This window comes from Marinobacter sp. (assembly GCF_040882185.1).
Classification (GTDB): domain Bacteria; phylum Pseudomonadota; class Gammaproteobacteria; order Pseudomonadales; family Oleiphilaceae; genus Marinobacter.
Genome location: NZ_JBBEBW010000002.1, coordinates 357,828 through 382,893 on the forward strand (window position 1 = coordinate 357,828; position 25,066 = coordinate 382,893).

The window sequence follows — 25,066 nt, forward strand, 5'->3', positions numbered from 1 at the left end:
AGACCACCACAAAAAAGGACCCCCATGCATTTCGCCTCCCTCCTCCCCGATGTCATCACCATCGCCGAAGCCGCCAGCAAGAAAGTGCTGGATATCTACCACACGGATTTCAAAGTTGAGTTCAAAGCTGATAACTCCCCGCTGACGGCAGCGGATATGGCGGCTCATCAAATTATTGTCGATGGTTTAGGGCAGTTGACCCCTGATATTCCCATCCTGTCTGAGGAGTCTGCCAGTGCACCCTGGGCCGAGCGTAAGCATTGGTATCGGTTCTGGCTGGTGGACCCAATTGATGGCACCAGGGAGTTCACCAATCGCACTGGAGAGTTCACTGTCAACATCGCCCTTATTGAACAGGGCGTTCCCATACTGGGTGTGATTACGGTGCCTGCGTTGGGGGAGGTTTACTGGGGCGCGAAAGGCGAGGGCGCTTCCAAGCGAGATAAAGCAGGGCGGGCGCATCGCCTGAATGTGGTGGTGCCATCCGCAATAAAGCGTGTGGTCGCCAGTAAGAACCATATGAACAGTGAAACCGAAGCGTTCATTGAGACGCTCGGAGAGCATCGCCTGGTGCAAGCGGGCAGTTCACTCAAGTTTTGCAAAATAGCAGAAGGCCATGCAGATATTTACCCGCGTCTTGGCCCGACCTGTGAGTGGGATACCGGTGCGGCGCACGCCATTCTGAGCGCGGCCGGGGGAAAGGTGGAAACACTCGACCGAAAGCCGTTGCGCTATGGCAAAGAAGATGTACTGAACCCGCACTTTGTGGCGTCCGGGAAGTGGTACTGATAAAATCTGGCTCATAGTTGACGCGTGGTCAACTTTCTTGCGTTCATTCAGTTTGTGAATAAACGCATGTATATCAAGCACATTGTTAACCATGCGGATTACGACAAGCTAACGAAAAAGTATATGAAAGACCAGAACTAGAGGTGGCGCTATGACACAGTTGGCAATCGTTGATGCATACCAAAAATTTATGGCCACTGCTCAGCCATTGATTGATATCGACACCGAAGAGCAGCATCTGTCGGCCCTGAAGGTACTGGAGCAGATACTCGAGTCTGCTGACGATACCCTGGATGAGCCGCTTAATCATCTGATCGATATGCTCAGTCATGCAATCGAGCGGTATGAGCTCCAGAACGAGGAAATGGCTTTATTCATTGAAGAAGCCGATTCATTGCCAGCAGATATATCATTGCTGCGCATATTGATGAGCCAGCATCATCTGACCGGCAGTGATCTGCCGGAAATTGGCGATAAGACCATGGTGTCCAAGGTGCTCAAGGGCAATAGAATTCTCAGCCGCCAGGCTATCGAGAAGCTTTCTCAACGTTTTAATCTACGACCTGCCATGTTTTTTGGTGACCATGATTGATGAAGCCTGCAACGGCCAGCCCGCTGTAGAGCGACTTCAACCGCGAGGAATAGCTGACCGGTTCGAATGTTAACGCTTCAACGCAGATACAGAGACCTTTACCTGCTGAGATCGCTGCATAAAGCTGATCAGTACGATAGCGCGTTCCTCCCCGTCGTAAGCCTGAAACACGGCATCCAATCCTGCGAAGGGCCCGTCTTGTAACTGAACACTGTCTCCCGCCTTGATGCCCCCACACTCAGCCACGGTATCCAGACTGTCGCGGATGTGGTCAATCACCGCCTCGTCAATCGCCGCAGGTTTGTTAGCAAAGCTGACCACTCGCAAGACCCCCCGGGTCGACCGGAGCTTGGCCCACAAAGGATCAGTCTGTTCGATACTGATAAAGAGATAGCCGGGGAACAACGGTTCGAGCCGAAAAGTCCGCTTACCGGCCTGAATCTTCTCTACGGAAATCTTGGGATAAAAGCATCGGGCATCCTGATATTGTAGGTTGTCCAGCGCCCGATCACCTTGTCCTGGTTTATGTTGAATTGCATACCATGGCATGAGGGGCTCCAATGAATATAGTTTTAAATCCCTTAACAAGCTTTAACTCAAACTTAACGCAAAACCCGGTGTTCTTGTACCCTGTTGGTTGTGTCCTATCCTTGATCAGGTAGACTTGCGCGGTCCCGAAATTGCAGCTCTATCATTTTATCTGAAATAACGTGCGAGCAGTATTTCAGTGGTGTTTGTGGCCGTCGGGCGGCAGAATAAATTATGACCTTAAAGCACTGGGCCCTAGTCGGTGGGGCGGTAGCGTGCCTGAAATGATAACTCAAGCAAAACCTGGATTGGACTAGATGAATAATACCCCAGAACAACGACCTTACTACGATGATGAAATCAGCCTGGTAGACCTCGCTGCCACATTCATTCGTCGGCGTCGAATTTTTTATGCTGTGTTTGTGCTTGTTACTTTGGCAGGCTTGGCATACGCGTTATTGGCGGCTGAAAAGTATCAATTCTCCACCCTGATTCAGGTAGCGGAAAAAAATCCCGGTAGATATCTGGAAGCACCCGAATCAACTATCGCCACATTGGAAAATCGCTGGCTTTCCGAGCAACAAACGCTCTTTCGTGCTGAGACTGACCGCAGCCTGCCATTCGATGTAACCTTCTCAAACCCTGAGAACACCGGGCTAATCCGGTTTGTCTCTGAGGCGGCTGAGGAAAGTGAGAGTGAAGTCGAGCAAGTCCACAAAGCACTGATCGAAAAAATCGAGCAACGACAGAATGCTCTCGTTGAACGCGAAAGGAAAAGTATTCAACGCCGGATTGAATCGGTAACTCGCTCCATTGAGACGCTCCAGGGTGGCACAGATACTGGTGCAGCTATTGCGGAAGCTTTTGAGCGAAAGGTAGAGCTTGAAAGTGATCTGGAATCTCTGAAAAGCCCTGAAGTATTGGTGGTTAGCCGCCAGAGCGCGGATAAGACTGGGCCTGCACGCACCTTGATTGTTGCGCTGGCGATAATGCTGGGCGGAATGGCGGGTATTTTTCTGGCATTCTTCGCGCAATTTGCGGCTTCGGTCAGATCTCATTTGGCAGACGGGTCGACAGAATAATTCCGAACCAATAGCCCAGGGAGCAGTTCTCAATGAAACTACTCATTACCGGCGGTGCAGGATTTATCGGCTCCGCAGTCATACGTCACATCATCGCAAACACGGCTGATGAAGTGGTCAATGTGGATAAACTTACCTACGCGGGCAATCTGGAAAGCTTGGCTGAAGTCAGTGGTTCGCCACGTTATCACTTTGAACAGGTCGATATCTGTGACCGAACCAGCCTTGATCGACTATTTAACGAGCGCCAGCCAGACGCAGTGATGCATCTCGCTGCAGAAAGCCATGTCGATCGCTCGATAGACGGACCGGCAGCCTTTATCGAAACCAATATCGTCGGTACCTACACGCTGCTGGAGGCGACGCGGCAATATTGGAGTGCTCTTGATGAAGATAAAAAGTCAAGCTTTCGCTTTCATCATATAAGCACCGATGAAGTTTATGGTGACCTGGAGCGACCAGAAGATTTTTTCACAGAACAAACGCCCTATGCTCCAAGCTCACCTTATTCAGCAAGCAAAGCGAGCTCAGACCATTTAGTGCGGGCATGGCGCCGAACCTACGGCTTACCAACGTTAATCACTAATTGCTCCAACAACTACGGACCGTACCACTTCCCTGAAAAGCTCATACCGTTGGTTATCCTGAACGCCCTCGAAGGCAAGCCATTACCCGTTTACGGCAAAGGCGATCAAATCCGGGACTGGCTCTACGTAGAAGACCACGCTCGAGCACTTTATAAGGTGGTCACAGAAGGTAAAGTCGGCGAAACCTACAACATAGGCGGCCACAACGAAAAACAGAACATTGAGGTAATCCTGACCCTCTGCAATATACTCCAGGAGCTAGCACCACCCTCAGAGTCTGCACGTTTTGTAGGAGCGACTTCAGTCGCGAAGACTAATAGCATAAACCATTACCAAGACCTGATAACATTCGTCACAGATCGTCCAGGCCATGACATGCGCTACGCTATTGATGCCACTAAAATTCAGAAAGAGCTCGGCTGGGCCCCGGAAGAAACTTTCGAAACCGGTATCCGAAAAACAGTCCAGTGGTACCTGGACAACATGGAGTGGTGCCAGCGGGTTCAGGACGGTAGTTACCAACGAGAAAGGCTTGGGGTAGGGATATGAACATTCTTCTACTAGGCAAAACTGGCCAAGTCGGCTTCGAACTCCACCGCACCCTCGCGCCCCTTGGCATTGTCACCGCTCCAGACAGGGCAGAACTGGATTTGGTGAATGAGCAGGCAGTCAACATCTATCTGACAAACACCAAGCCGGAACTCATTGTAAATGCCGCCGCCTGGACAGCTGTAGATGCGGCAGAAGACCATCAAACTGAGGCTCAGCGCCTCAATGTGGGCTTACCCGAACAGCTTGCGGCTTACGCGAAAGTCCATAACTCACGCTTGATTCATTTCAGCAGCGATTATGTCTACCCCGGCTCCGGCGAGGTCCCATGGCAGGAAACCAGCCCCATCGGCCCGTTGAGCCACTACGGTAAAACCAAACTGGAAGGGGATCAGGCGATTGAGCAAAGCGGCGCGGATTATCTTATTTTCCGTACCAGCTGGGTCTACAGTGCCCGCGGCAACAACTTCATGAAAACCATGCTGCGCCTTGCTGAGAGCAAAACCGAACTCAACATTGTGGTAGACCAGGTCGGCGCGCCGACACCCGCCAGACTTATCGCACAGATAACCACCCTGGCAATCCACGGTAAACTGACAAAAGGCCTGTATCACCTAGCCCCTAGAGGCGACACCAGTTGGCACGGCTTTGCCAGTGAAATCTTCCGCCTGGCAGGCCATAACCTGAAAGCAAACCCCATCCCAACCAGCGACTACCCAATGCCAGCCCAACGGCCGCTGAACTCAAGGATGGGCATGAGCAAACTCGAAAACGCCCTGAACATTGAGCTGCCGGACTGGAAAAGCCAACTGGCGTTAACCCTGGGGGAATACCTCCAGAACTGATTGATTAGCCACGGAACCCACGGAAAAACACGGAAGAAAAACCAAAATTTTTTCACTAAATCATTTTTCTGTGTCCTTCCGTGTCCTTCCGTGGATTCCGCGGCAAAAAAGTCTCTAATCTGTAAGGAGCAAATGTGAAAGGAATAATACTGGCTGGCGGCTCCGGCACCCGTCTGTACCCCATTACCCGGGGCATCTCCAAGCAGCTCTTGCCGGTGTACGACAAGCCCATGATTTACTACCCGCTGTCTGTCCTGATGTTGGCCGGGATAAGAGACGTGCTTGTTATTACCACACCCGAAGATCAAGACGGCTTCAAGCGCCTGTTAAACGATGGCAGCCAATGGGGTATCAACCTCACCTACGCAGCACAGCCAAGCCCGGATGGCCTTGCACAGGCATTCATCATTGGCGAGGAGTTTATCGGCAACGATAGCGTGTGCCTGGTACTGGGCGATAACATCTATTACGGGCAGGGCCTCAGCAAAATGCTCCAGAACGCCGCCGCAAGGCCCAAAGGCGCGACAGTGTTTGGTTATCAGGTTACCGATCCGGAACGTTTCGGCGTAGTAGAGTTTGACGACAACCAGCGTGCCATTTCCATAGAAGAGAAGCCGAGTAACCCGAAATCAGACTTTGCGGTGACCGGCCTGTACTTCTACGACAACGATGTAATCGATATTGCCAAACAGGTAAAGCCAAGCCATCGTGGCGAACTGGAAATTACCAGCATCAACCAAGCCTATCTGGAGCGCGGCGATCTGAACGTAGAGCTGCTGGGCCGGGGCTTCGCTTGGCTGGACACCGGCACCTTTGATTCCCTTCACGAAGCCAGTGGCTTTATCGAAACTCTGGAAAAACGCCAGGGCCTGAAGATTGCGTGCCTGGAAGAAGTGGCCTACCGAATGGGGTTTATCGGTGAAGAACAGCTATTGGCTGAGGCTGAAAGCCTCAAAAAGAACAGCTACGGCGCCTACCTGAAAAAATTGATCAAAACAGCCAAGTAAGCGAACCTTATGAAAATTACAGAAACCAGAATTCCAGACGTCAAACTCATTGAACCTAAGGTGTTCGGAGACGAACGCGGCTTCTTCATGGAAACGTGGAACGAAAAGGCGTTCCGAGAAGCGGGTATCAACGCCACCTTCGTGCAGGACAATCACAGTCGTTCCGGGAAAAACACCCTGCGCGGTCTGCACTACCAGATCAAACAGCCTCAGGGCAAACTGGTGCGCGTTACTCAGGGCGAAGTGTTTGATGTAGTAGTGGATCTGCGCAAAGATTCACCCACGTTTGGCCAGTGGGTAGGGGAATACCTCTCAGAAGACAATAACCGCATGTTGTGGGTGCCGCCGGGGTTTGCCCATGGCTTTCTGGTGACTAGTGAAACGGCAGACTTTCAGTATAAATGTACAGATTTCTACGCGCCTGAGTATGAGCGTGTTGTTATTTGGAATGACCCGGTACTGAACATCAAGTGGCCTGTTGATGCCTTATCTAACGGTCCCTTGTTATCCGATAAGGATAAAGCAGCAAACCCAGTGAAAGAGGTGCAACTGTTTTGACTGATTCAGCTAAAAAAATGATCTATCTGATCGCGGGCGCGCGGCCTAATTTTATGAAAATAGCGCCCATAGTTCGTGCGCTAACCGCTCATAGCGGACAGTTCAATTACCGTATCATTCACACCGGTCAACATTATGACCATGAAATGAGCGATATATTTTTTGAAGAACTGGGCATACCGAAGCCGGATCATCATCTGGAATGCGGTGGCGGCAGCCACGCGGAACAAACCGCCAATATTATGGTGGCCTTTGAGCGTATTTGCCAAAAAAATCGACCAGACTGTGTTCTCGTAGTGGGTGATGTGAACTCCACTATGGCTTGTTCCATTGTGGCTAAAAAACTCCACATTTCGGTCGCCCATGTCGAGGCCGGGTTACGCAGCGGCGACCGGTCGATGCCAGAAGAAATCAATCGATTGGTCACTGATAGTATCAGCGACTGGTTTTTTTGCACGGAACCGGCGGGCGTGGACAACCTTTTGCAAGAAGGTAAGCCCTCCAAAGCTATCTTTGATGTTGGCCATGTCATGGTCGATAATCTGCTTTACGAGGCCGACCGACTTGCGCAGGCCGATTGTATCGGATTCAAGTCACCCCAGCTTAAAGATCAACACGCAGATTATGGTGTCATTACGCTGCACCGTCCCTCGAATGTAGATGATCAGGACGTTCTGGCGGCTATTCTCGGCAGCCTTAATACTTTATCGGAACGACTACCGCTGATTTTCCCCGTGCACCCGCGTACAAAGGCCAACCTCCAACGTTTTGGTTTGAAAACAGCACCAGGCATAACTCTCACGGGGCCCTTGTCTTACATGGACTTCTTGAACCTGTGGAAAGACGCCAGGCTGGTGCTGACTGATAGTGGCGGCCTTCAGGAAGAAACCACTGCACTTGGCATTCCGTGTTTGACGCTGAGGCACAACACCGAACGGCCTATTACGGTGGATGAAGGCACTAATGTTTTGGTGGGAACCGAACCTAGCGCAATCTTACGAGAAGCCTGGAATATCCTTGACGGCGGCGGGAAAACCGGCAAACGCCCCGCGCTTTGGGACGGTCATTCAGCGGAGCGTATTGTTCAGAACTTAAGTGGTTTTTTATGAGTCGGAGCTTCGTGCTGCACCTGTTTGGCTGGGATAAAAAATTTGTTTTGCCGTTCAGGGACTTTATTCATAAACACTTTGCAGATGGTAGGCACCATTTCATTATTTACGGTGACGTAGCGAAGAGGGATGTGCCTGAGTCTCCTGATACCTATGTAATGCCAAATATTTTAAAGAATACTATTGCCATAACGAAGGCGATTAACAAGGCTGACAAAATTATTATTCATGGCCTGTTTAATAATCACCTTTTTTATCTTTTGGCGCTGCAGCCCTGGTTGTTGAAAAAATGTTATTGGGTTATGTGGGGGGGCGACCTTTATATTCATAATGCGCCGATTAAAGACTGGCGATGGAAAAAAAATGAACTTTTTCGCCGATTTATTATAAAGCGCATTGGGCACTTCGTCACCTACATAAAAGGTGATTATGAATTAGCGCAAAAATGGTACGGAGCTAGGGGTGAGCACCGCCACTGCATAATGTATCCTAGTAACTTGTATAAAGATTTCTTCCTGCTTCCGAGGCAGGGAAAAGCAATCAATATTCTGGTGGGTAATTCAGCTGACTCTACAAATAACCATGCAGAAGTGTTTGAAAAGCTAGCCGTATATAGAAGAGAAAATATAAAAATATATTGTCCGCTCTCTTACGGGTGTGCCGAAGAAGCTAAGTGTATCTCAAAACTCGGAAATGAGCTATTTGGAGATAAATTTACACCCTTGCTTGAATTCATGCCGTTTGAAAACTATCTCGATTTACTCGGACAAATTGATATCGCAGTGTTTGCGCATAAGCGACAGCAGGCAATGGGAAACACGATTACTTTGCTTGGATTGGGTAAAACGGTATATATGCGAACGGATGTAACCCAGTGGAAAATGTTTAAGGAACTCGGAATTAATGTATTTCCTGTGCAAGAGATTGTAATTGAACCAAGCGATAAGCTGACTTCAAGAAAAAATTCAGAAAAAATAAAAGAAATATTTTCCGAAAGACAGTTAATAGAGCAATATAGAAAAATATTTGGATGATGCAATGAAAGTAGGATTTTACGTATTAGGGAAAAAAGGTTTTATTGCGTTAGAAAGATTTTTAGAAAAATTTAGTTCTACTCATGTAGCTTTTGTTATGGCAGCACGTGATAGCGACATAGAAAATGATTTTCATACTGAGATATCTGGTTTGTGTGGCGAGCATGGCCTTAAGTTTAACACGAGAGGTAAAGCGTGTGAACAAGGGCATATTGATGCCGAATTCAGTTTTGCGATTGGATGGAAATGGGTAATAAAAGAAGTCAATGGTTTGATTGTGTTTCATGATTCACTATTGCCAAGGTACAGGGGTTTTTCTCCGCTGGTTAATATGTTAATCGATGGTGAAGATGAAATTGGGGTTACGGCACTAATTGCCTCGGATGAATATGACAAAGGTGATGTTATATATCAGGAAAAAACTCCAATCAACTATCCACTAAAAATTCATGATGCCATTGACAAGGTGTCCGCTATTTATGCTGAGCTCGTTTTAAAAACAGCGACCGATATTTTTGACGGAAGCGGCGTTAAAGGCTTTCCACAAGATGAAAATTTAGCCAGTTATAGCTTGTGGCGCGATGAGAGGGACTATTTTATTAATTGGGCTGCTAACGCGGATGAAATTTCCCGATTTGTAGATGCCGTTGGTTCGCCATACCGGGGCGCTCGTTCAGTGCTGAATGGTCAAGCAGTGTGGGTCCATGATGTTACTATTGTTAGAGACGTTATCGTGGAGAATAGGGCTTCGAATATTGGCAAGATAATTTTTATTGAGAATGCTTTACCAGTAGTTGTTTGTGGCATGGGCTTAATTAAGATCACTGATTTGAGAACGGAAGATGGGTGTTCAGTCATTGGGCATATGAAGTTCAGGTCAAGATTCGAAGGTGGAATATGACCTTTAAAATTCCATTTAATCGTCCTCCTCACACCGGCAACGAGGACCAATACGTCATTGCTGGCATGCGCAGCGATAAAATGTCCGGTGACGGCAAATTCGGTCATCAGTGCCAGGAATGGTTCGAGCAACAACTCGGTTCCCCCAAAACCTTACTCACTCCTTCATGCACACAAGCATTGGACATGGCCGCAATGTTGCTGGATATCCAGCCGGGCGATGAGGTCATCATGCCGAGTTATACATTTGTAAGCACGGCAAATGCATTTGTGTTGCGTGGTGCAAAAATCGTTTTCGTGGATATTCGGCCCGATACGATGAATATCGATGAGAATCTCATTGAGTCGGCCATCACACCAAAAACCAAAGCCATAGTGCCAGTACATTACGCAGGTGTAGCGTGCGAGATGGATACAATTATGAGGATCGCCAACCAACACGGTGTGGTTGTGATTGAAGACGCAGCGCAAGGCATGATGGCCACTTATAAAGGTCGTGCGCTGGGTACTTTCGGCCAAATGGCAGCATACAGCTTTCACGAGACGAAAAATTTCACTAGCGGCGGCGAAGGCGGCCTGCTGATCATCAATGAAAGGCAATACGTCCAGCGGGCAGAGATCATCCGCGAGAAGGGTACCAATCGCAGCCTATTTTTTCGCGGCATGGTGGATAAGTACTCATGGGTGGATTTGGGTAGCAGCTATCTACCTAGCGAGATCCAGGCAGCTTATCTTTGGGGCCAGTTGGAGTGGGCGGATAAAATCACGCAAAACCGTTTGGCGATCTGGAATGCTTATTGCGCCGCATTGAGTGGTTTAGCACAACGCGAACTGATCGAGTTAGCCAGCATACCAGCAGACTGTCAGCATAACGGTCATATGTTTTATCTCAAGGTAAAGGACATGGATGAACGTTCCGCCCTGCTTGCTCATTTGAAAGCTGACGAAATTTATGCCGTGTTTCATTATGTCCCACTGCATAGCGCGCCTGCGGGGTTGCGCTTTTCACGTTTTCACGGTGAGGATATTTTCACGACAAAAGAGAGCGAAAGGCTGATTCGACTGCCGATTTGGTATGGCATGGAAGAGCAGACTATCGAGTATATTGCTTACAGCGTAATAAGATTTTATTCATGAGAATTAGCCAACACCATTCGAATCGCCAGTTACACAGCTGGCTTATCTACAATATCGGTGATCATAACCTACTCAAACACTACAAAGGCACGCTCTAAGACCTCGGTGCGGGCGAATCTCCCTACAAAGATTTTTCCTGCAATATGCTAATCAATACATCGCCGTAGACTGGGCGGGCAGTTGTTCCGATACCAAAGCGGACATTGCCGCGGACTTGAACCTGCCATTGCCAATAGAATCTGAGGTGGCAGACTTCGTGGTGTCGCTCTCGGTAGCGGGGCATTTTGTGAACCGCGAATCATGCTGACTGAGGTTATCGCATCCTCAAGCCGGGTGGGGAAATGTTCTGCAGGTGCCCTGGTAGTGGTGGGTACACGAAACGCCCTATGATTTGTTTCGATATACCCCCTATGGCCTCAAGTACCCGTTTGAAAAGGCCAGCTTTGTCGATGTCGTGGTGGAGCCACAATCCGGGGTTTCCACCAAGTGGTTTCTGAAGATGAACTACTTCAGCCAGCGTTTGATTCGTGGCGCGAGACTGCTGCCTAGGGCGATAAAAGCGGCATTACTGCACTTCTGGTATCTTGGTCAGAAAGCGGTGCCATTGCTGGACAAGCTTGGCAGAAACTGGGCGTTAGAAAGCTCGGGATATTACATGACGGCTACAAAACTGTGACCCTGAAACACCGTACTTTTTCCGCTGTGCGCTGGACCACAGCGGCTGCCGTTGTTCGCGCCTTGGTTCAATTGGCGCAGTTGGCAGTGCTTGCGCGACTACTGGTACCAGAAGACTACGGTTTGATGGCGATGGTTGCTGTGGTGCTGGGGTTTGCCACAGTGTTTACGGATATGGGCGTAAACAGTGCCTACGTGCAACGTCAGGATGTGACGCCAGAACAACGTTCCAGCCTGTTTTGGTTGAATGCGTCTTTTGGGGGCGGGTTAACCCTGTTAGTCCTATTCTGCAGCTCGTTCATTGCCGGGTTTTTCGGCGACGAGCGGTTAACCCCGTTGTTGATGCTGGCCTCTATCACCTTTGTCGTCATCGCTCTGGGGCAGCAGGTAAAGATGACGGCTGAGAAAACACTTGATTTTCGCCCGGTCGCGTTAATAGAAATAACCGCCGCATTGGTCGGTTTTTTTGCTGCGGTGATCGCCGCCTATTCTGGCTGGGGTGTCTATGCTTTGATCCTGGGGGCGATTGTCAATGCGACAGCTGTCACGGTGATGGCCTGGCTGTTTCTTGCCCGAGGGTGGCGCCCGATGTGGCGTTTCCAATATTCGGATGTGCGCTCTTTTCTGGGATTCGGCGGCGCCTTGGTGGGCAATAACATTGTCAATGAATTCAATCGAAGCATCGATTTGTTACTGGGTGGGCGTATGTTGGCAGCGAGTGCCTTGGGCTTGTACAGTCTTCCTAGGCAAGTCGTATTTCAAATACAGGGGCTGGTCAACCCGATTATTACCCGGGTGGGTTTTCCGCTGATCGCACAGGTACAAGGCGATATCCCGAAGGTACGCTCTATTTATCTGAAGACCCTGAACATGACTGCTGCGACGAACGCTCCCTTGTACCTAGGTATCGCCTTTTTTGCACCGGAAGTAGTGACCATTATGTTGGGTGAAAAATGGCTAGCGGCGACTGATCTACTGCGCCTGCTCGCTATCTGGGGGTTTTTACGCTCGACAGGCAACCCGGTGGGCAGCTTGCTGTTAGGCATGGGGCGCGCTGATTTGGAGCTGAAATGGAACCTGGCCATGTTGTGCCTGGTGCCGCCGCTACTCTGGATGGGTTCCCATTACGGTACCCTTGGGCTGGCATGGTCGCTGCTGGGGTTTACAGTCGTGATGTTCATACCTGGGTGGTATGTACTTGTGCGGCCGATATGCAAAGCTGGGCTGCTTGAATATTCTATTGCCACATTACGGCCCCTGCTGATTGCTGTGATGGCCATTGCCCCGGCTCACTATCTCACCCTGGCGATGACGAATGTTTATCTGCACATGATCGTTGCGGTTCTCATCTCGGCTCCCTTGTACATGGGTTTGAGTTTTTTACTGAATCGCGAGTGGCTGGTGGCGATGAGGCAATTGGCTTCGCCGGGACGTACTCCTAAGAATAATACAGTTTAAAAGCTTTTAACCCGTTGAGAAATCTACCCGTTTGCGATGAGTAATGGATTGAATGAAACAATGATAAATGCACAAGAAAAGGCGACCCGAAGTGCACCAACAGGGATTTTTTTACTTTATGAGGGCCTGCCTCCGACCATCGTAGAATCCCAAGTGATAGCGCATGTTCAGAGCATGAAAAATGTTGGTGTAGAAATCGAAATATGGGCGTTTGCAGTTACGTCGCAAGCGTTTGCCTCTGGGCAAGCGGCATTAGAGAGCTTCCAGAGTGCTTACCCCGGTATAGTAATTAGGTTATTTCGTGGCGTTAAACCAGCGCTACCATTCTCAGAGATATTTAACGCGTACTTGTTAATGTGGCACATGTGGCGAATTGGGGCGAGTCCAACATTTGTCCGTGCGCGGACTGAGCATGCAACCATGATTGCAGCAATCGCAAAGCGACTGATGAAGTACCGATTAATTTGGGATGCGCGAGGAGATACTCTCGCCGAATTTTTAGAAGCTGTTCGTTCTCTACCCTGGTATATAAAGATTTTGGCTCCTTTGAAGAGTAGAGCCATAAAAAAAAGAATTAAAATGGCGCAGAAGCACTGTGACTATGCAATTTTTGTTTCGGAAGCGTTACGAGAGCTCCAGGGAAGCGTATTACCGGTGGACCGAACGCTAATTCTCCCATGCCTTGCGGATGAGAGTTTGTTTTACTTCGATCCAACGTTACGAGGAAAAGTTCGTAGTGAGCTTGGATATAGTGACAACGACCTCGTAATTATCTATGTTGGCTCAACTTCGATTTGGCAATGCGTTCCGGAAACTGTTTCGCTTATGGAGCAGGTCATGCGCTGTGAGTCAACATGCAAGATTCTAATTGTTACTCCAGCTACCAGAGAATTTGAAAGCTTGTTTTCAGAAGAATATCGAAATCGTACGACTATTACTTCTGGAAAATTACGCGATATGAATCGCTTTTTAAACGCTGCTGACATTGGAGTTCTACTGAGAAAACCAAGTGATATCAATTGGGTCGCTTCGCCAGTCAAATTTGGTGAGTATTCCTTAGTAGGGTTACCTGTGATTACAGGTGAAGCGATTGATCAGATCAACAAGTTTAGCCAATATTTTGAAAATAAAGTATCAGAGGGCGAGATTATAAATAAAGAGTTAAAGAAAACAATAAATAAGTTCGATCGATCTGTTATTGCTGTGAAGGCCAAGGAGTTGAATGGAAGTAGGTCTTATACAGAAAAGTTAAAAAAATTCTATTTTGTATCATCATGTTAATGCGACCAAGTAAACGCTGGTATCGTTTAGATTTTTACTTAAAATTTTTTTATCAGTTTTCGAGGCTGACTAATAATTTAAAATTTATGTTTATCGTTCCTAAGCATGCGGAAAATATAGTTGAAATTGCTTTTTATTCAAGAAAAAACGTCTTTATAATTTCTCCAAGGCTCAAAGAAGTAGACAAATATTTGTCGGCAGTAAACTTCAGGTTAATGTTTCTGAATCCTTCTAAAATTGCGGTCGGTACTAAAATTGGTCAATATCTAGCAGCTTCACTTCCAGCTATTGTCAGCCCAAATTGTATTGGGGCTGTTGTATTGATCGACACGAATCCGGAACTAGGCTGTGTTGCTGATTTTAGGCTCGGCAATCTATACATAAAAGATGGTGTTGGAAAAGATCACTTGAGTTCTCACGATAAATTGTTACATTCGAAAAATAATCAATTTGACTTTTCAGAAAATTACTTCGACAACGAAATGGTTTCTGGCATTTACAATCGTCAATACCGACGACTGCTTGACTTAGTATGAATATACTGTTGTCTAAGAAAGGTGTTATAAAGATTTCGTTCCTTCTATCTTTCAGCCTATTTTTTTCATGGCTTTCTGCTGAACGATTTCTTGGAGTAGATCGCGATTATCTTCAATACCTTTCTTTTTTTGAATCGCTGACCCCCTCTTACGATGGGCGTTTTGAAATAGGATTTGTTGGGTTGAGCTTATTTATTAAAAGCTTGGGGTTATCCTTTGGCGTTTTGCTTTTTATATCAGCGCTAATATCTTTAAGTCAAAAATTTTATTTGATATATCAGGGTCCAAATAAAGCCTTTTGGGTTGTTGTTTATTTATTAATGCTATTTCCGTTACATGAGATGACGCAAATCCGCGCATCTACCGCAATTGGTTTTGGGTATTTGTCGTTATTTTTTGCTATTCGTGAAAATCTGTCAGTTCGAGTAGTAGTTTTAGGTGTATTGTCTGTTTTGTTTCACTGGACACTACTGGTTTTTATTCCTTTTATTGTTTTTGTGAAATTCTTTAAAATGAGAAAGTTTTCGATTGTTGTATCTTTAATTGCATTTCCAACGGTTGTTACTTATTTATCCTTGTCGTTTCTGAGTTATTTAAATCCGCAAGTTGAAAATATAATCAATACCGCAAGTGAAATGCACGCAAATCCATTTTCATCTAGAATGATTATATTTATAATAATTATTTCAATTGGTATGGCTAATATAAATAAAATTAAATCCGATTTCTTGCCTTGGTTTTATCTTTCGGTTTTTGGAATTTCATTTTGGTACGGTATGGTGGAACTTCCAGTGTTTGCTCATCGAATTTTCGAGTTGACGATGTTTTCATGTTTTTTGTGGGTTCCAAGTTTACCTAAATATAGTAGGGCTATTGCTATGTCTCTGTTGGCAGTTCTATCTATATATCTATTTATAAATGCGCTGTATCTTGATCCTTTGTTTAGGTCTGATTTATGATTTCTGTAGTGGTTGTTAACTGGAATGCTGGCCATCAACTAAAAAACTGTGTCGACTCCATTACCAAGTTTGGCGGTGGCTTGGTAGATAAAATGATAGTAGTCGATAACGGTTCTACAGATGGCTCCGAAGCGTCGGTCGAGGGAGTCCCAAACGTCACCCTGATACGTACAGGCGAAAACCTCGGCTTCGGCAAAGCCTGTAACCTCGGGGCGAAGCACGCGGATAGTGACTATCTTCTGTTCCTCAATCCCGATGCGGCGCTCTTGGAGGGGACGCTTACTAAAGTAGTCGGATTCATGCAGGATCAGACTAATCAAACGGTGGGTATCTGTGGTGTGCAGTTAATCGAGGAGAATGGCAAGATTTCCCGCAGTTGTGGACGCTTTCCTACCGCTACTGGGTTTTTGGCGCATGCAGTTGGCCTAAATCGTTTTTTCCCACGCTTAGGTAACGCTATGGCCGAATGGGATCATTTGGCCGATCGCCAAGTCGATCAGGTTATAGGTGCTTTCTTTTTCGTTCGTAGCGGGCTTTTTGAGCAACTGCAGGGTTTTGATGAACGTTTCTTCGTTTATTTCGAGGAGGTTGATTTTTCATACCGTGCGTATTGGGTAGGCTGGCAAAGTTTCTATCTGGCCGATGCTCAAGCTTTCCACGCTGGCGGAGGCACCTCCAATCAGGTGAAAGCGAAGCGGCTGTTCTATTCGCTGCGCAGCCGGTTGCTGTATGCTTTTAAGCATTTTTCTTTACCCGCTGCGTTAACGGTGTTGGCCTCGACACTTTTGCTCGAACCTTTGGCTCGTTCCGTGTTGGCTCTTGCCCGGCGGTCTTTATCGGGGTTTAAAGAGACCTGGGGGGGTTATCGGATGCTGTGGGCATGGTTGCCAAAATGGCTCTTAAAAATGAGACGCGATAAATGCTGCAATAATTTATGAAAATCCTCCTACTTTCCAAGTACTCGAGAAAAGGCGCCAGTTCCCGTCTACGCTCATTGCAGTATCTGCCTTTTTTGGCGGCCGAAGGGTTTCAGGTCACTGTCAGTAGCCTTTTTGACGATCAATACCTTGATCAGCTTTATCGACAAGGCAGACGGGCGCCATTGCACGTGATGGTGCTCTATTTGCGCAGGCTGCGCGTGCTGCTCAGTGTCCTCAGGTATGACTTAATTTGGATCGAAAAAGAAATATTCCCCCATATGCCTGCGCTCGCTGAACGAATTTTGCGCTGGCTAGGCAAGCGCTATGTGGTCGATTTTGATGATGCGATCTTTCATAACTATGATCTGTCGGGTAACCCGGTGCTGCGTCAGATTATGGGCCAAAAAATTGACGTTGTGATGCGCTGTGCAGATTGGGTCGTGGCAGGTAATGATTATCTGGCAAATCGGGCCAAAATGGCGGGTGCTGCCTGTGTCGAGTTGGTGCCGACGGTGGTGGACGCAGCGCGCTATAGTCCGACTGGCTCTTCCGCGGCATCTCGCCCTGTGATTGGTTGGATTGGTTCACCCTCTACGCAGAGTTACGTCGTGGACATTGCCCGGATATTGAAAGTGCAGTGTCAGAAACATGATGCACGGCTTCTACTGGTTGGTGCTTCGGTTGATATTGCCAACGAATTCCCTGGCGTTGATGTCGAAGTTGTGACCTGGAGTGAGGCATCCGAAGCCGAGCTGATTGCAAGGATGGATATTGGCATTATGCCGTTATCCGATGGCCCCTGGGAAAAAGGTAAGTGCGGTTATAAGTTAATTCAGTACATGGCGTGTGGTATTCCTGTTATCGCCTCGCCGGTTGGTGTGAATGTCGATATTGTTGGCATGAACCAGTGCGGGATGCTGGCTGCAAGTATCGCAGAATGGGACGTTGCACTGGACAAACTGCTAGAATCACCGGCACAGAGACTGCAACTGGGCAGCGCAGGGCGGCAAGCGGTTGAGAACCGGTATTCATTGTCGGTTCAGGCACCAGTTCTAGCCGGTATCTTTACCCAATGCATGACCGGGCCGGAGTCTGTGTAATGTCCGGCATTGTCGGATTTCATCATGGCCATTCTGCGGCACTTGATCCGGTTAGCACCGGGATTTGTGATTGAATTGATCGCAGGACGCGGCAGTTCATCAGTTCATCAGTTCATGCCGTCGTTGAATGACGGGTTGCGTGGGTGGTTAAGAGATTGGGTCAAAGCAATGCTGAATGAGTGCCGCCGCCCGTCGGAAAACTTCCTTCCTTCAGGACCAGGTCGGCTCATGTGGACGAAACACCTTAGCGGCAAGCGGAACTGACTGTATCATTTATGGAATATGTTGTGTTTCAGACTTGGCTGGGTGAGCAGTAGTTACCTTAGCGCCGAGGGATTCTGTTGACTGACCGATAAGGATTTGCGGTTCTGATGACATTTTTATTGATCGCCAGCTTTCCTGATTCGCTTATTAAATTTCGTGGGCCGTTGCTGCAGGCTTTGTTGGCGAAGGGGTTTGATGTGCATGTAGCCGCGCCGGATATGGATAGGGCGGAAGATATCTATAGGGAGCTGGCTTTCCTGGGCGTTACCCTTCACAAAATTAGGCTAAAGCGCACCGGTACTAATCCGGTAGCGGATTTGGGGACCATGGCGGAATTGTGGCGGTTGATGCGCCGCATTCGCCCGGAGTATGTGTTGGGATATACAATCAAACCGGTGATTTATGGTTCGTTGGCCGCCTGGCTGGCTGGCGTCCCTAACCGCTTTGCTCTGATTACCGGCCTTGGCTATGCTTTTACCGGAGAGGCCTCCGGCAATAGGGGCGTGCTGCGAGAATTGATCCAGCGTTTGTATCGATTGGCGCTCTCGAAAACTCAAAAGGTTTTTTTTCAGAATCCAGATGACGAGGCTTTGTTTCAGGAATTAGGCCTGTTGCCGTCGACCATTCCTTCCTGTGTAGTGAACGGCTCTGGAGTTGATGTGGCGGACTACTCAGTAAAGCCTATGCCTTTAGAACCGTCATTTCTTCTGATCGCGCGTCTTTTAGGCAATAAGGGCGTGCGCGAGTACGCCCAGGCCGCTAAACAGGTGAAAAAGCTTCATCCCAAGGCTAGTTTTAAATTGGTAGGCTGGATAGACAAAAATCCTGACGCCATAGGACAGCGGGAGCTAGATGAATGGGTCAAATCAGGTACCTTGGAATTTCTGGGTAAGTTGGCGGATGTGCGCCCAGCCATCGCCAACTGTAGTGTTTATCTGTTGCCATCTTACCGGGAAGGCACCCCGCGCACGGTGCTTGAGGCCATGGCCACAGGTCGTCCGATCATCACCACTGATGCGCCTGGCTGCCGCGAAACGGTTCGAGACGGGGATAACGGCATTCTCGTTCCCGTGAAAGCGGTTGAGGAATTGGCGAATGCTATGATTCGTTTTATTGAAGAGCCAGAATTAGCAGAACGAATGGGCTTTCGTTCTCGCCTCATAGCTGAAGCAAAGTACGATGTTCATAAGGTAAATGAACTAATGTTGGCAGAAATGGGGATCCAGTGATTAAGCGTATTTTTGATATTCTGACCTCAACGGCTGCGTTGATGGCGCTACTGCCGTTCATAGTTACTGTTGCCCTTTTCATCCGTCGCAAACTCGGCCCCCCCGTTTTCTTTCGCCAGACCCGCCCCGGTAAAAATGGCAAGTCTTTCCAGATGATCAAATTTCGCACCATGCTGGATGCGGTGGACGCCCAGGGCAATCCACTGCCGGATTCAGAACGGATGACTCCGTTTGGCCAGTTTCTGCGCTCCAGTAGCCTGGACGAGTTGCCTGAACTCTGGAACGTGCTGAAAGGCGATATGAGCCTGGTGGGCCCAAGGCCTCTATTGATGGAGTACCTGCCTCTGTATTCAGCAGAACAGTTCCGTCGGCACGAGGTACCGCCTGGCGTAACCGGTTGGGCCCAGGTAAACGGCCGCAACGCGATTTCCTGGGAAGATAAGTTTAAGCTCGATGTATGGTACGTGGATAATCGCTCGTTCTGGCTCGATTTGAAGATTCTGTTCCTTACGGTCAAGAAGGTACTGGTTCGTGATGGCATCAGTGGCGAGGGTGAACCCACTATGTCGAAATTTACCGGGAATAAAGATTGATGCATTTAGCGATTCTTGGTGCCAGTGGTCATGGCAAAGTGATTGCTGATGCGGCGGAACAAGCGGGTTGGCAGAGTGTCACGTTTTTCGATGATGCATGGCCGGAACTTGAAGAAAATGGGCCCTGGGCGGTAAAGGGCGATACCCGGGCGTTGCTTTCAAGATTGGCCGATTTTGATGGCGTAGTTATTGGTATTGGCAACAACCGAATTCGGGCAGACAAACAATCCGAGCTGGCGAGAGCTGGCGCGAACCTTGTTTCCATCATCCATCCTGCTGCAATTATTAGTCCTCGTTCTTCTATTGGTGCGGGTTCCGTCGTTTTTGCCAATTCAGTGGTTAATCCTTGTGCCGTGGTCGGCGCCGGTGTGATCGTTAATACCGGCGCAGTGGTCGAACACGATTGTGTGGTTGGTGACTTCGCCCACATTAGCCCGAATGCGGTTTTGGCGGGTGGCGTAACACTTGGGCAACAAGCCTGGATTGGCGCCTGTGCATCAGTCAGGCAGTTGCTTTCGGTTGGCCGGGCGTCTGTCGTGGGCATGGGCGCTGTTGTGACTAAAGACGTCGAAGCTGGTGTGACTGTGGTGGGAAATCCGGCGCGAGTTTCTACCCGCTGAATATTCCAGCTTTTAAATTAAAACTATGGCTAAGTAACTTATGCTGAACGGACCTTTTTCTCCCTGACCCTCATTCACTGAGAAAGAGATACTTTCTCGCTAACCCGCATTGAGCTATACTTTTTCTAACCATAATGGTTATTTTTGATGCCGTACTACAATCTGGATGAAGTGCGAAGCGCCGCAAAGGCTGAAAGGATTCGTTATAGAGGGCGACGAGTATTTTTGGATGCGGCCAACCTGGGTTACCAGTTGACAGACGTTGTCTCTTGTCTTTCTGCCTTAACGGTTGAGGAATTCCAGAAGACCCATTTTCGAGAGGATGGGTCCATCGACGATGCCTACCTCACCAGGTACCCACGGCCGGACGGCGATGGTGAACTGGATGAGTTGTATGTGAAGTTCTCGTTGGTAGGTGATGTTTTGATGATTAGCCTTGGGTCGTTTCATCTCAGGCGGTTTTAGAGGAATAGATTATGAACAGTTGCAAAGCGTGTGGTTCTGCTAGTGTCCGAGAATACTCTTCCAGGGAAAGCCTGCGCTATAAGGGTCGCAAGATTGACTTTTCTGTTGCGTTCTCTGTATGTGACGTTTGTGATGATGAATTTCTTACCACCGATCAGATCCGTGTTAATGACCGTGCGGTGGTGGCTGCCAAGCGTAATGCAGAGGGTTTGCTTTCACCGGAAGAGGTCAAGACTACGCGCCAGGCGCTGGGACTTAATCAGGAGAGGGCTGCGCAGCTATTTGGCGGCGGCAGGAATGCGTTCTCAAAATATGAGCGTGGTGAAGTAGCGCAGAGCGTTGCGATGGACCGGTTGATTCGGGTTTGTCGTGCCCATCCTGATTTATTGGATGAGTTGCACGGTTATGCCGGCGCAGAAAAGCGCATGATTAATGCTCGCGCTACCGTCGTCTCTTTGCATGAATGGCAGGCTGATGCCGCCGCCGTGAATGATGATTTTTACCGGCCGGCGAACAAAGAACTCAGATCCTTTCCGGTGAGCTCGCCTGATCAGGAGCCAGGCTATGGATCGTAAGCTGGTCGACAAGGTGATTGAACACGTCGATTTAGTCGATATTTATCTGAATAACGGCTCGGTTGAGAGGGATAAGAATTTCGACCAGGGCGCCGCTTCTGCGGACATCCAGCAGCAAAGTAAGCTTTCCGTTTCAGCGGATATTCTGGCGGGGGATGGCGGTGAGGATGAGGTGTTTCTTCTTCGTGCGCTTGTGACTGCTGGCGTCCGGTTTGTTGCCAGGCCAGAGAGCCCAGAAAGTAAAGTGCGCGTCGAGGGAGGCAGCGACAGTGCGGATTCGGAAGTGCTCGCCGAAATTGAGGCGACGTTCTGTGCGCTATACCGCTATAAAGAAGACCTGTCAGACGACGAGTTGAACGAGTTTTTGAGTTTTAACGCTATTCACAATGTTTGGCCGTTCTGGCGTGAACATGCTCTGAGGGTGGCTGCTGAAGCCAAGTTACCTCGGCCCTCTATTTCCCTTATGAAACCGAAAAAGGCTGACTAATGCTTCACGGACCGTTCTCTCCCTGGCCCTCATTCACCCAAGAAGAGGCTGAAGCTGTTTCCCGCGTACTCCTTTCCAATAAAGTCAATTACTGGACCGGTCAGGAATGCCGTGAGTTCGAACGTGAATTCGCCGAGTTTGCGGGCACCAACTACGCGGTGGCTGTCGCCAACGGCACCGTCGCGCTGGACCTCGCCCTGAAAGGCCTGGGCATAGGTCCCGGTGATGAAGTGATTGTCACTTCCCGAACCTTCCTGGCCTCGGTAACGTGTATTGTTAATGCGGGTGCCTGGCCGGTGTTTGCGGATGTGGATGTGGATTCCCAGGGGATTACGGCTGAGACGGTTGCGCCACTGATCACTAAGAACACCAAGGCAATTATTGCTGTTCACCTGGCCGGTTGGCCGTGCGATATGGATGGCCTGAATGAACTTGCCTGCCGCCATGAGTTGTCGGTAATTGAGGATTGCGCCCAGGCCCATGGGGCAACTTATAAAGGCAAACCAGTTGGTTCTTTGGGGCATGTGGCGGCGTGGTCATTCTGCCAGGATAAGATTATGACCACCGGTGGTGAAGGTGGCATGGTGACCACCAATGACCGTGAACTCTGGTCGCGCATGTGGGCCTATAAGGACCATGGTAAAAGCTGGGAAGCGGTATATGAGCGGGAGCATGCACCAGGATTTCGCTGGCTGCATGAGAGCTTTGGTACCAATTGGCGGATGACGGAGATGCAGGCTGCGATTGGCCGGATTCAGTTGCGGCGTATGCCGGATTGGACTGAGCGCCGCCGGGCTAACTGCGACGCCATATGGCAGGCAGTGCGGGAGTGCAAAGGATTGAGGGTTCCGGATGTGCTGGAATTTATCGGCCACAGTGGCTACAAGTGCTATGTTTTTATAAAGCCGGAGGCGCTCAAACCCGGTTGGAGCCGGGACAGGGTGATTCAAGCGGTGGTTAATGCCGGTGTGCCCTGTTTTTCAGGTTCCTGCTCAGAAGTGTACTTCGAGAAGGCCATTCAGAATGCGGGAATGGCACCGGTGAAACGGCTACCAGTGGCCAAAGAGCTGGGAGAAACCAGCTTGATGTTCCTGGTTCACCCCACACTGACGGCCGACGAAATGTCGTTAACCGTTGAGGTGGTGTCACGGGTTATGGAGGAGGCAACGGCTTGAACAGGGACAAAGTGGTTAATCGGGGGGAAGTGTCTGGGGACCGGGTGCCTGGTAAAGATTAAAGATATTATTGGCCACGGAATCCACGGAAGAACACGGAAAAAGATAAAGAAGAAAACGCTTTATAGTCAGAAATCCTTCCGTTTTAGCTTTTCATAGTATGCTATTCTGCACCAGTAATATGAGCTTTGATGTGGAGGGGGCCAGATGACAACGATACGTAAGACAATCACCTTGACAGACACTCAGGGCAATTGGGTGAAGTCTCGCATTGCTCGTGGTGATTTTACGAACGATAGCGAGTATTTTCGCGATTTGATCCGCCGGGATCAGGAACGTAGCGCCGGGCTGGAGCAAGTGCGTGCAGCTCTTTTAGAAGGCGAGCAAAGCGGCTTCAGTAACCGTACCCCGCAAGAGATTCGACAGGCAGCCAGGGAGAGGCTACATGGCGAAGGCAAGTTACAGGCTCAGTGAGAGGGCCGATGATGATTTCGAATCTATTTATGTGTTTGGGCTGCTAAATTTTGGTGGGCTTAAAGCTGATGCTTATGCCGATGGCATCGAGGCGCGCTTTGAGCAAATTGCTACTCAGCCTGATTTGTATCCTGCCATAGATCACGTCAAGCCGGGTTACAGGCTTAGCGTTTATAAGAGCCACTCTATTTATTACCGAGTGGATGATAACAGTGTGGTTATTGTTCGTATTCTGCGTAGTCAGGATGTGGGGGCAGCGTTTGAATAAATCATCGCCTCTAACGACTCAAGGCATTGTTGGCCACGGCATCCACGAGAAAGAGCAAAGATAACGACTTGATTGGCCACGGAATCCACGGAAGAACACGGAACGAAAAACGAAAAGATTTTTGTATAAAACGTCTCTTTTAACTTTTCCGTGTTCTTCCGTGGATTCCGAGGCAAAAATTAATCATTAAAAAGGAATGATCCATGCTCAAGGACTAAGAGCTCACCTACAAAATTCGGGGCTGCGTGTACGAGGTGTACCGGCACCTGGGGGCTGGCTTTCTGGAGTCTGTTTATCAGAAGGCGCTGACTCGGGAATTGCAGCAGGCCGGGTTGGCGGTGGCGTGTGAAGTTCCGGTTGTTATTCACTACAAAGGCGAGCCCATTGCCGAACACCGGCTGGATCTCTTGGTGGAGAACTCAGTGATCATCGAACTCAAAGCCCAGCAACAGATGCCGCTGTCGGCAGAGCCGCAACTGATCAACTACCTGAAGGCTACCGGGAAGGAGCTTGGGTTGTTGGTGAATTTTTCGTTTCCCAAGGCAGTGGTGAAGCGGGTCGTATTTTGAGGGACTTTCACTGTTATGATGGGCTTAAAGTCTTGCCGGTGGAGGAATGTATGTACGCTGTCGAATTTGAAGCTGATATCCGCGACGGTGTGATCAAAATACCAGAGCAATACGCCCAGTTGAAAAATGCCCATGCACGAATTGTAGTTTTGTTAGAGAATGAAAACTCAGATTCGGAGCTTCGAGCACTGTAAATCACGCGGCAGGGAATGTAGACGAATGGAATGATCCGGCAGAGGATGAGGTATGGAAGTAGAGCAGGGAGAGCTCGTGCTATGCGAATTTTATTTTTCAGATCTTGGTGCCAGTAAGCGAAGGCCAGTTGTCTTTTTTCGGGATAACCTTCCATTTGATGATTTTGTCGGCATTCCAGTGAGTAGCAAGGTTACGATGTTGCACGCTGACGAGTTCCTTCTGGAGCCTGCTGATCTGGTTGAGGGAGCGCTTCCTAAACCTTCAAAAATTATGGTCAGAAAGACGTTTGTCATCTCAAAGCATGTAATTATTAAAAAAATACGGTGTGCTGGCTCCAGCACGCTTTCAGAAGTTGCATTCGGATTTTTGTCGATACTTCGAGTGCTGTTGAATCGTTTGCAAGTACATTGCCTTCATCCGCAGTTACTCAGCCCTCGATGATAAAAAAATGGAACAGTACAAGTCGCAGTATCCGCAGGAGGATAAAACCATGGCAAGCCCGACTG

30 protein-coding genes and 1 pseudogene are annotated in these 25,066 nt (G+C 48.7%); 30 read left to right on the top strand and 1 reads right to left on the bottom strand.

Annotated features, from left to right (window positions below; genetic code table 11):
- The first annotated feature begins 24 nt into the window (after positions 1 to 24).
- Together cysQ and WEB64_RS02735 are read left to right on the top strand one after the other, a co-directional pair.
- Complete coding sequence (gene cysQ, locus WEB64_RS02730) at positions 25 to 789, top strand: 3'(2'),5'-bisphosphate nucleotidase CysQ (protein WP_368061909.1); 765 nt, start codon at positions 25 to 27, stop codon at positions 787 to 789.
- A 151-nt stretch (positions 790 to 940) separates the two neighbouring features.
- A complete protein-coding gene (locus WEB64_RS02735) occupies positions 941 to 1,381 on the top strand; it encodes a type II toxin-antitoxin system HigA family antitoxin (protein WP_368061908.1) in 441 nt (146 codons plus the stop codon).
- 69 nt (positions 1,382 to 1,450) lie between these two features.
- Here WEB64_RS02735 and rfaH read toward each other — a convergent pair whose 3' ends face one another.
- A complete protein-coding gene (gene rfaH, locus WEB64_RS02740; protein WP_368061907.1) occupies positions 1,451 to 1,930 on the bottom strand; it encodes a transcription/translation regulatory transformer protein RfaH in 480 nt (159 codons plus the stop codon).
- A 296-nt stretch (positions 1,931 to 2,226) separates the two neighbouring features.
- Here rfaH and WEB64_RS02745 point away from each other — a divergent pair, with 296 nt between their 5' ends.
- The 28 genes and pseudogenes from WEB64_RS02745 (at position 2,227) to WEB64_RS02880 (ending at position 25,001) form a co-directional block, all read left to right on the top strand.
- Positions 2,227 to 2,991 carry a Wzz/FepE/Etk N-terminal domain-containing protein gene (locus tag WEB64_RS02745; RefSeq protein WP_368061906.1) on the top strand — a complete coding sequence of 255 codons (765 nt, stop codon included), beginning with the start codon at positions 2,227 to 2,229 and terminating at the stop codon, positions 2,989 to 2,991.
- Positions 2,992 to 3,023: 32 nt separating this feature from the next.
- Positions 3,024 to 4,127 (top strand): dTDP-glucose 4,6-dehydratase, encoded by a 1,104-nt coding sequence (gene rfbB / locus WEB64_RS02750; protein ID WP_368061905.1) that lies wholly within the window; start codon positions 3,024 to 3,026, stop codon positions 4,125 to 4,127.
- Positions 4,124 to 4,972 carry a dTDP-4-dehydrorhamnose reductase gene (rfbD, locus tag WEB64_RS02755; protein WP_368061904.1) on the top strand — a complete coding sequence of 283 codons (849 nt, stop codon included), beginning with the start codon at positions 4,124 to 4,126 and terminating at the stop codon, positions 4,970 to 4,972. Before rfbB ends, rfbD begins: the two co-directional genes overlap by 4 nt.
- Before the next feature lie 134 nt (positions 4,973 to 5,106).
- Complete coding sequence (gene rfbA / locus WEB64_RS02760) at positions 5,107 to 5,979, top strand: glucose-1-phosphate thymidylyltransferase RfbA (protein ID WP_368061903.1); 873 nt, start codon at positions 5,107 to 5,109, stop codon at positions 5,977 to 5,979.
- 9 nt (positions 5,980 to 5,988) lie between these two features.
- A complete protein-coding gene (rfbC, locus tag WEB64_RS02765; protein ID WP_368061902.1) occupies positions 5,989 to 6,537 on the top strand; it encodes a dTDP-4-dehydrorhamnose 3,5-epimerase in 549 nt (182 codons plus the stop codon).
- Positions 6,534 to 7,646: a non-hydrolyzing UDP-N-acetylglucosamine 2-epimerase gene (gene wecB / locus WEB64_RS02770; RefSeq protein ID WP_368061901.1), complete on the top strand. Its 1,113-nt coding sequence runs from the start codon at positions 6,534 to 6,536 to the stop codon at positions 7,644 to 7,646. The genes rfbC and wecB overlap by 4 nt, the downstream gene beginning before the upstream one ends.
- Before the next feature lie 11 nt (positions 7,647 to 7,657).
- Positions 7,658 to 8,680, top strand: coding sequence for a TDP-N-acetylfucosamine:lipid II N-acetylfucosaminyltransferase (locus tag WEB64_RS02775; RefSeq protein WP_368061900.1), 1,023 nt, complete (start codon positions 7,658 to 7,660; stop codon positions 8,678 to 8,680).
- A gap of 4 nt (positions 8,681 to 8,684) precedes the next feature.
- Entirely contained in the window at positions 8,685 to 9,581 is an 897-nt protein-coding gene (locus tag WEB64_RS02780) for a formyltransferase family protein (RefSeq protein ID WP_368061899.1), read from the top strand.
- A complete protein-coding gene (rffA, locus tag WEB64_RS02785) occupies positions 9,578 to 10,717 on the top strand; it encodes a dTDP-4-amino-4,6-dideoxygalactose transaminase (protein ID WP_368061898.1) in 1,140 nt (379 codons plus the stop codon). Before WEB64_RS02780 ends, rffA begins: the two co-directional genes overlap by 4 nt.
- A gap of 391 nt (positions 10,718 to 11,108) precedes the next feature.
- The gene (locus WEB64_RS02790; RefSeq protein ID WP_368061897.1) at positions 11,109 to 11,393 is read left to right on the top strand and encodes a hypothetical protein; all 285 of its coding nucleotides are present in this window, start codon (positions 11,109 to 11,111) and stop codon (positions 11,391 to 11,393) included.
- Positions 11,390 to 12,850, top strand: coding sequence for an MOP flippase family protein (locus WEB64_RS02795; RefSeq protein WP_368061896.1), 1,461 nt, complete (start codon positions 11,390 to 11,392; stop codon positions 12,848 to 12,850). Before WEB64_RS02790 ends, WEB64_RS02795 begins: the two co-directional genes overlap by 4 nt.
- 48 nt (positions 12,851 to 12,898) lie before the next feature.
- Positions 12,899 to 14,131, top strand: a complete 1,233-nt coding sequence (locus tag WEB64_RS02800) for a hypothetical protein (protein ID WP_368061895.1) — start codon at positions 12,899 to 12,901, stop codon at positions 14,129 to 14,131.
- Positions 14,125 to 14,667 carry a hypothetical protein gene (locus WEB64_RS02805; RefSeq protein WP_368065515.1) on the top strand — a complete coding sequence of 181 codons (543 nt, stop codon included), beginning with the start codon at positions 14,125 to 14,127 and terminating at the stop codon, positions 14,665 to 14,667. Before WEB64_RS02800 ends, WEB64_RS02805 begins: the two co-directional genes overlap by 7 nt.
- Positions 14,664 to 15,626, top strand: coding sequence for an EpsG family protein (locus WEB64_RS02810; protein WP_368061893.1), 963 nt, complete (start codon positions 14,664 to 14,666; stop codon positions 15,624 to 15,626). Before WEB64_RS02805 ends, WEB64_RS02810 begins: the two co-directional genes overlap by 4 nt.
- Entirely contained in the window at positions 15,623 to 16,564 is a 942-nt protein-coding gene (locus tag WEB64_RS02815; RefSeq protein ID WP_368061892.1) for a glycosyltransferase family 2 protein, read from the top strand. The genes WEB64_RS02810 and WEB64_RS02815 overlap by 4 nt, the downstream gene beginning before the upstream one ends.
- Positions 16,561 to 17,646 (top strand): glycosyltransferase family 4 protein, encoded by a 1,086-nt coding sequence (locus WEB64_RS02820; protein ID WP_368061891.1) that lies wholly within the window; start codon positions 16,561 to 16,563, stop codon positions 17,644 to 17,646. The genes WEB64_RS02815 and WEB64_RS02820 overlap by 4 nt, the downstream gene beginning before the upstream one ends.
- Positions 17,647 to 18,017: 371 nt before the next feature.
- Positions 18,018 to 19,139, top strand: a complete 1,122-nt coding sequence (locus WEB64_RS02825; protein ID WP_368061890.1) for a glycosyltransferase family 4 protein — start codon at positions 18,018 to 18,020, stop codon at positions 19,137 to 19,139.
- The gene (locus WEB64_RS02830; protein WP_368061889.1) at positions 19,136 to 19,732 is read left to right on the top strand and encodes a sugar transferase; all 597 of its coding nucleotides are present in this window, start codon (positions 19,136 to 19,138) and stop codon (positions 19,730 to 19,732) included. Before WEB64_RS02825 ends, WEB64_RS02830 begins: the two co-directional genes overlap by 4 nt.
- Positions 19,732 to 20,352: an acetyltransferase gene (locus tag WEB64_RS02835; RefSeq protein ID WP_368061888.1), complete on the top strand. Its 621-nt coding sequence runs from the start codon at positions 19,732 to 19,734 to the stop codon at positions 20,350 to 20,352. The genes WEB64_RS02830 and WEB64_RS02835 overlap by 1 nt, the downstream gene beginning before the upstream one ends.
- 147 nt (positions 20,353 to 20,499) lie before the next feature.
- Positions 20,500 to 20,817 carry a type II toxin-antitoxin system MqsR family toxin gene (locus tag WEB64_RS02840; protein ID WP_368061887.1) on the top strand — a complete coding sequence of 106 codons (318 nt, stop codon included), beginning with the start codon at positions 20,500 to 20,502 and terminating at the stop codon, positions 20,815 to 20,817.
- A gap of 11 nt (positions 20,818 to 20,828) precedes the next feature.
- Entirely contained in the window at positions 20,829 to 21,392 is a 564-nt protein-coding gene (locus tag WEB64_RS02845; protein ID WP_368061886.1) for a type II toxin-antitoxin system MqsA family antitoxin, read from the top strand.
- The gene (locus WEB64_RS02850; RefSeq protein ID WP_368061885.1) at positions 21,382 to 21,879 is read left to right on the top strand and encodes a hypothetical protein; all 498 of its coding nucleotides are present in this window, start codon (positions 21,382 to 21,384) and stop codon (positions 21,877 to 21,879) included. The genes WEB64_RS02845 and WEB64_RS02850 overlap by 11 nt, the downstream gene beginning before the upstream one ends.
- Positions 21,879 to 23,054 (top strand): DegT/DnrJ/EryC1/StrS family aminotransferase, encoded by a 1,176-nt coding sequence (locus WEB64_RS02855; protein ID WP_368061884.1) that lies wholly within the window; start codon positions 21,879 to 21,881, stop codon positions 23,052 to 23,054. Before WEB64_RS02850 ends, WEB64_RS02855 begins: the two co-directional genes overlap by 1 nt.
- A 207-nt stretch (positions 23,055 to 23,261) precedes the next feature.
- Positions 23,262 to 23,528: a type II toxin-antitoxin system ParD family antitoxin gene (locus tag WEB64_RS02860; RefSeq protein ID WP_368061883.1), complete on the top strand. Its 267-nt coding sequence runs from the start codon at positions 23,262 to 23,264 to the stop codon at positions 23,526 to 23,528.
- Entirely contained in the window at positions 23,500 to 23,796 is a 297-nt protein-coding gene (locus tag WEB64_RS02865; protein ID WP_368061882.1) for a type II toxin-antitoxin system RelE/ParE family toxin, read from the top strand. The genes WEB64_RS02860 and WEB64_RS02865 overlap by 29 nt, the downstream gene beginning before the upstream one ends.
- A gap of 230 nt (positions 23,797 to 24,026) precedes the next feature.
- Positions 24,027 to 24,365: pseudogene (locus WEB64_RS02870) on the top strand (GxxExxY protein); the annotation flags it as partial.
- A 50-nt stretch (positions 24,366 to 24,415) separates the two neighbouring features.
- Positions 24,416 to 24,559: a hypothetical protein gene (locus WEB64_RS02875; RefSeq protein ID WP_368061881.1), complete on the top strand. Its 144-nt coding sequence runs from the start codon at positions 24,416 to 24,418 to the stop codon at positions 24,557 to 24,559.
- 52 nt (positions 24,560 to 24,611) lie between these two features.
- Positions 24,612 to 25,001, top strand: a complete 390-nt coding sequence (locus WEB64_RS02880) for a type II toxin-antitoxin system PemK/MazF family toxin (RefSeq protein WP_368061880.1) — start codon at positions 24,612 to 24,614, stop codon at positions 24,999 to 25,001.
- Positions 25,002 to 25,066: the final 65 nt, after the last annotated feature.